Genomic DNA, 1,079 nt, shown 5'->3' with positions numbered 1-1,079 from the left:
TTGGTGCCATCCGTCGCACCGCCAGCGCCAGCGCGAGCAGCGCGGGCGAGCAGGGACATAAACCCCACGCCGCCAGTGCCCGTCGATGCCGCAGCAGCTGTGGCCGCCGCCGCAGCAGTCGCAGCGGCATCGGCGAGCAGTCCAGTGGCAGCGGCAGTCGTGAAGGCGGCGGCCGCAGCGTCGAGCCTGCGGAGCCGCGTCCAAAGCGCAGCCGCAACGGTCTTCAGCGTCGGTGCAACCGCCTGGAAGATGATCTGCAGCTTCGCAGCAGCGGGCAAACGCGCAGGAGCAAGCGATGAAGTTAAGCCGTGAATGAGCTCAACAAGCGCGTTGCCAACAAGCGTCTGCGGGGGTGGCACGCGCGCCGCTGTCGCAACCTGCACTGCGTTGTCGCCACCAGCGACGGCTGTGACCGAGTCTGGCGCAGCGCGGGGCAGCACAGGAAGCGCTGACCAGCGACGGCGCTCGCTCTCGAGGGCCTCCGCTGCCGCAGTCGCCGCAGCCGCAGCGGCCTTGTTTTTGATCTTAGCGCTCGCGGCTAGCGTCGCGGCGCTTGCAAGCGGGCGCGCGCCGGCGGCACCGGCGAGACCTATACCCGCCGAAGTCCCGCGCCTGTGGTTGCCACCAGCGATGTGATGCGCTGCGGGGTTGGCGGCAGGAGCGAGGGTGGCAAAGCCGGAGGACGGAGTGAAGCGGAGACTGGCCGGGCTCTTGCCGCGGCCGCGCGAGGGCACGACAAACGCGCGCCACGCGTCAGCGTCGCTGTCATGGTCACGGCCACCATGCGGCGACTCTGCGTTGGCTGGCGCGTGCGAGCTGCCCAGCGTACGTTGCACAGCCGAGGCCGCTGCAGCCGCAGCCGCAGGCGACGGGGTCAACATTGTCAGCGCCGGGTCGTCTCCGAGCGCGCTGGCGACCGAGGGGCCGCTGACTGCGAGGACGCGGGAGACGAATAGCTCACGCAGCGAGGAAAGATAAAGACTGAACAGGTCAGGGGTGACTGTGAGCAGCGAGAGAAGCGACGGGCCAGCTGCACCAGTCGAGGCAAGCAGCGGCAAGTGGCAGCGAACGGTAAGATT

This window comes from Microbacterium sp. 69-7 (genome assembly GCF_001897985.1).
In the GTDB taxonomy this organism is placed as follows: domain Bacteria; phylum Actinomycetota; class Actinomycetes; order Actinomycetales; family Microbacteriaceae; genus Microbacterium; species Microbacterium laevaniformans.
This window is presented reverse-complemented; position numbering follows the sequence as displayed.